Below are 5,247 nucleotides of genomic sequence, written 5' to 3'. Positions count from 1 at the left end.
AGCGCGATATTGCAACACGCCGCACCACACGCCGCGTCAACCGCGGGCTTGACCGGCTTATCCATCGCTCTTGGCAAAAGGATTTTGCGAGGCGGGATGGATGGCCGGGTCAAGCCCGGCAATAACAGTTGTGAGAGGGTGCGGTCCCGGTTCTGCGAAGCAACGGCTCGCAAGAGCTGCGCGCTGCATCGCGGCCGGGACACGGCTTACCCTTTGCGCACATCGCCGGCTTCGGCCTCGCTGTGTTCGAGCGTCGCCGGCTCCAGATGATGCCGCTTGATCAGCGGCATCTGCGTGAACGCGAACAGCATGGTCAGCGGCACCATGCCGAAAACCTTGAAGTTCACCCAGAAGTCCGTGCTCTGGGTCCGCCAGACGATTTCGTTCAGGCCCGCCATCGCGAAAAACCACACCGTCCAGCGCAATGTCAGCGAGCGCCAGCCCTGCGCGGTCAGATTGAACATCTGGTCGAACATGATCGCGATGAAGGAGCGGCCGAACAGCAGCCCGCCGCCGAGGATCACGGCGAACAGCGCATAGACGATGGTCGGCTTCATCTTGATGAAGGTTTCGTCGTGCAGAACCAGCGTCAGCGTTCCGAACACCACGACCACGATGGCGGTGACGATGGCCATCATCGGCACGTGGCGCGTCACCGCGTAGGACGCCGCCATCGCAACGACCACCGCGATCATGAAGGCGCCGGTGGCGACGAACAGGTTGGCCTTGGCGTTGGCGAAGAAGAAGATCAGCAGCGGACCGAGTTCGGTGGCGAGCTTGAACAGCGGATGCGGTTGTTTCTTGTCCATGAGAATCCCGTTATTTGCCGTCACGCGCGGGCTTGTCCATCCATCTTCGCAAGAGTCGTTTCGAAGGGGGGTGGATTGCCGGAGCAAGCCCGGCCATGACGGCCGAGATGCGTGCATATGGTAGGGTCATGCCCGGCAATGACGGCGTGAGCGGATTTGATGACGGCGTGATTCGATGCGGCATCAGCTTTCGATCCCGGCGATCGCCTGTGCGAAATCCCGCGCCGTGAATGGCGCCAGATCGTCGATCCCCTCGCCGACGCCGATGAAATGCACCGGCAGTTTGTGCTTTTCGGCGAGCGCCACCAGAATGCCGCCGCGCGCGGTGCCGTCGAGTTTTGTCATCACCAGGCCGGTGACGCCGGCGGTGCGGGCAAACGCCTCGACCTGCGACAGCGCGTTTTGTCCCACCGTGGCGTCGAGCACCAGCAGCACCGCGTGCGGCGCCGAGGCATCGACCTTCCTGATCACGCGCACGACCTTTTCAAGCTCGTTCATCAGTTCGGCCTTGTTCTGCAGCCGGCCGGCGGTATCGATCAGCAGCACATCGAGCTTTCCCTCGCGCGCGGCCGTCAGCGCATTGAAGGCGAGGCTCGCGGAATCCGAGCCCTGCGCACCGGCGATCACCGGCGATCCGGTGCGCTCGCCCCAGATCTTGAGCTGCTCGATGGCGGCGGCGCGAAAGGTGTCGCCGGCCGCCAGCATCACCTTGCGGCCCTCGGCGGCGAGCTTGGCCGCGAGCTTGCCGATGCTGGTGGTCTTGCCGGATCCGTTGACGCCCACCACGAGAATCACGAACGGTTTTCGCGCGGCGTCGATCGCCAGCGGTTTTGCGACCGGCGCCAGCACCTTCTCCACTTCGGCCGCAACCACGGTTTTCACATCCGCCGCCGAAATCGACTTGTCGTAGCGTCCGACGCCGACGGCGGCGGCGATCCGCGCCGCCACCTCGGTGCCGAGGTCGGCGCGCAGCAACACGTCCTCGATGTCGTCGAGCATGGCGCGGTCGAGCTTGCGCTTGACGACGAGATCGGCGACCGCGGTCCCCAGCGACGTCGAGGTGCGCTTGAGGCCGCCGGACAGCCGCCGCCACCAGCTCAGTCTGGGTTGTTCCGAGGTGCTGTCGCTCATGGTGGGGGTGTGTTAGCGGTTTCGCGCCATGAGCGAAAGCCACAACGAACGCGCCGGACTGCCGGGGCTGACGGCGGAACAAATTCAGGCCCGCGTGCTCTATCGCGACGGGCTGATGCTGGTGATCGACAAGCCCGCCGGGCTGCCGGTGCATCGCGGCCCCAAGGGCGGCGCCAATCTGGAAGCGTCGTTCGATGCGCTCCGGTTCGGGCTGCCGCGTCCGCCGGTGCTGGCGCACCGGCTCGCCCGCGCCACCACGGGCTGCCGGGTGGTGGGACGGCATCGCCAGGCCCCGGCGGGGCGGGGGCGGGTGTTGAAGCCCGGCAGGATTTCCAAGATTTATTGGGCGGCGGTGGAGGGCGGCCCGGCCGAGGATGAAGGCACCGTCGACATGCCGCTCGGCCGCCTCAACGACGAGCGCGGCTGGTGGCAGAAGCCGGATCCGGATGGGCAGACCGCGGTCACCACCTGGAAAGTGATGGGGCGCGGCGACGGCCTGACGTGGCTGGCGCTGGAGCCGGTCACCGGCCGCACCCACCAGTTGCGCGTGCACAGCGCCGCGATGGGCTGGCCGATCGTCGGCGACAACATCTACGGTAACGGTCCGCGCTTCGGCCAACCGACCCTGCATCTGCACGCGCGCGAGATCGCGATACCGATCTCGAAGAACAAGCAGCCGGTGCGCGTGACGGCGCCGGCGCCGGCGCACCTGCACGAGCGGCTGCGGGCTTGCGGATGGAACGGGGAGTAGGGCACCTCGTCGATTCCCACATCTCGTCATACGCGGGCCTGACCCGCGCATCCATCCGCTTCGGAAGAGCCGTTTCGAAGCGGATGGATTGCCGGGTCAAGCCCTACTGGATTCACACATCTCGCCGTCATGCCCGGCCTTGTGCCGGGCATCCACGTCTTCCTTCCGATGTGGAGCACAGACGTGGATGGCCGGGACAAGCCCGGCCATGACGTTGAACGCACTGCCCGGCCTTTTACCGGGCATGACGTAGACCGCGCTGTCATGCCTGGCTTGTGCCGCGCATGACGTAGACCACGCCGTCATGCCCGGCCTTGTGCCGGGCATCCACGTCTTTCTTTCTGATGTGGAGCACAGACGTGGATGGCCGGGCTTGACCCGCGTATGATGAGATGTGTGAATCCAGTCGGGCCAAGCCCGGCAATGACGATGAGATGGATGAATCTCGTAGGATTTGTCCCGCCATCCGCGTCTTCTTGCTGCACTGCTGTGAGACGTGGTGCCCGGCGCAAGGCCGGCCATGACGACCTTCACACCGTCAACCGCGCGCCGTCATGTCCCCGCATCGCCAGCGTGCGCACCGCGCCCGGCGTCTCGCCTGAAATCGCCACCGGCATGAAATGCTCGGTGCGGCCCTGGGTGGCGCTCTCGATCAGCACCTGCCGCATGCCCCCGACGTCCGCCGCCAGCCGCCGCTGCAGCGCCGCTGCTCCCGTCATGCGCAAGCGCCGCGCACGCTCCCTGACCACATCGCCCGCTACCTGCGGCATCCGCGCCGCCGGCGTGCCCGGACGCGGCGAATAGGGGAATACGTGCAGGAAGGTGAGATCGCATTCCTGCACCAGCTCCCGCGAGCGCGCGAACATGTCGTCGGTCTCGGTGGGAAAACCGGCGATGATATCGGCGCCGAACGCGATGTCCGGCCGCAGCCGCCGCACCTGCGCGCAAAACGCAATGGCCGCGGCGCGCGAGTGCCGCCGCTTCATCCGCTTCAGGATCATGTCGTCGCCGGACTGCAGCGACAGATGCAGGTGCGGCATCAGCCGCTGGTCGTGCGCGATCACATCGAGCAGGTCGCGATCGACTTCGATCGAATCGATCGAGGAGATCCGCAAGCGCCGCAGTTCCGGCACGTGCCGCAGAATCTGCCTGGTCAGCATGCCGAGTTTCGGGGCGCCGGGCAGGTCGGCGCCGTAACTGGTGAGATCGACGCCGGTCAGCACGATCTCGGCGTGGCCGCGCTCGACCAGCGCGCGGACCTGATCGACCACCGCGCCCATCGGCACCGAGCGCGAATTGCCGCGGCCGTACGGGATGATGCAGAAGGTGCAGCGGTGGTCGCAGCCGTTCTGCACCTGCACGAACACCCGCGGCAGGCCTTTCTGAAATCCCTCCAGCAGATGCGGCGCCATCTCCTTCACGGCCATGATGTCCGCCACCGCGATTTTTTCGCCGCTGCCGAGCCCGAATGACGGTGCGTCGAACGCGGCGCGCGCCTCGCGCCAGCTCCGGCCGCGCATCTTGTCGTCATTGCCGACGACGCGGTCGACCTCCGGCATTTCCGCAAACATGCCCGGCTCGATCTGCGCCGCGCAGCCGGTGACCACGATGCGGGCGCCGGGCCGCTCGCGTTTCAGCCGCCGGATCGACTGCCGCGCCTGCGCGACCGCCTCGCCCGTCACCGCGCAGCTATTGACGACGATGGTGTCGGCGACCCCCGCGGCTTCCGCCTCGCGGCGGATCACTTCGGATTCGAAGGCATTGAGGCGGCAGCCGAAGGTGACGACCTCGACGCTCACCTCACGCGACGCCGGCGAATAATGCCGGGTCGAAACGGCCCTCATACTCGAAGGTCGCGGTCCCGGTCATCAGCACATGGTCGTCGCGCTCGCGCCATTCGATACCGAGCTCGCCGCCGGGCAGCGTGACCGTGACGACGCGATCGGCGCGCCGCAGCCGCGCCGCCGCCACGGCGGTGGCGCACGCCGCCGAGCCGCAGGCTCTGGTCAGGCCGGCGCCGCGCTCCCAGGTCCGGATCACGATGCGATCGCGATCGACGATCCGGGCCAGCGTAATGTTGGCGCGCTCCGGAAAGATCGGATGATTTTCCAACAGCGGCCCGAACCGGCTGAGATCGTAGGCCTCGACATCCTCGACCCAGAAGATCGCATGCGGATTGCCCATGCTGACCACCGAAGGCGAGTGCAGGATCGGCGCGTCGATCGGACCGATCTGCAACTCGATATAGCGGGTGTCGCGAAACTCTTCCGCAAGCGGAATGTCCTTCCAGCCGAATTTCGGCGTCCCCATATCGATGGTGTAGAGATCGGCGGACGGGCCTTGCCAGCAGTTCAACAGACCGGCTCTGGTCTCGAAGGTAACGGCGGCCTGGCGGGTTTTCTCGAACAGATGCCGCACCACGCAGCGCATGCCGTTGCCGCAGGCGCCTGCTTCCGAGCCGTCATTGTTGTAGATCCGGATGAAGGCTTCGGTGCCGGGCAGCCGCGGCGGCTGCAGCACCATCAACTGGTCGTAATGCACGCCGGCGGGCTGTGC

5 protein-coding genes are annotated in these 5,247 nt (G+C 66.5%); 1 reads left to right on the top strand and 4 read right to left on the bottom strand.

Annotation, left to right across the window (positions count from 1 at the left end):
• Positions 1-206: 206 nt before the first annotated feature.
• Positions 207-809 (bottom strand): septation protein A, encoded by a 603-nt coding sequence (locus ACFE72_RS24000; RefSeq protein WP_375415627.1) that lies wholly within the window; start codon positions 807-809, stop codon positions 207-209.
• 183 nt (positions 810-992) lie between these two features.
• Entirely contained in the window at positions 993-1,940 is a 948-nt protein-coding gene (gene ftsY / locus ACFE72_RS23995; protein ID WP_375415626.1) for a signal recognition particle-docking protein FtsY, read from the bottom strand.
• A 28-nt stretch (positions 1,941-1,968) separates the two neighbouring features.
• On the opposite strand from ftsY, the gene ACFE72_RS23990 reads away from it, so the two are divergent.
• Positions 1,969-2,691, top strand: a complete 723-nt coding sequence (locus ACFE72_RS23990; RefSeq protein ID WP_375415625.1) for an RluA family pseudouridine synthase — start codon at positions 1,969-1,971, stop codon at positions 2,689-2,691.
• A 530-nt stretch (positions 2,692-3,221) separates the two neighbouring features.
• On the opposite strand, the gene mtaB is transcribed toward ACFE72_RS23990, so the two are convergent.
• Positions 3,222-4,490, bottom strand: a complete 1,269-nt coding sequence (gene mtaB / locus ACFE72_RS23985) for a tRNA (N(6)-L-threonylcarbamoyladenosine(37)-C(2))-methylthiotransferase MtaB (RefSeq protein WP_375415628.1) — start codon at positions 4,488-4,490, stop codon at positions 3,222-3,224.
• A gap of 1 nt (position 4,491) precedes the next feature.
• The coding region (gene dapF, locus ACFE72_RS23980; RefSeq protein ID WP_375415624.1) for a diaminopimelate epimerase at positions 4,492-5,247 on the bottom strand (756 nt) is incomplete at its 5' end.

It is taken from the genome of uncultured Bradyrhizobium sp. (assembly GCF_964252615.1).
Classification (GTDB): domain Bacteria; phylum Pseudomonadota; class Alphaproteobacteria; order Rhizobiales; family Xanthobacteraceae; genus Bradyrhizobium.
Note: the sequence above shows the minus strand (reverse complement) of the source record. Positions and strands in the feature narration are given on the sequence as shown.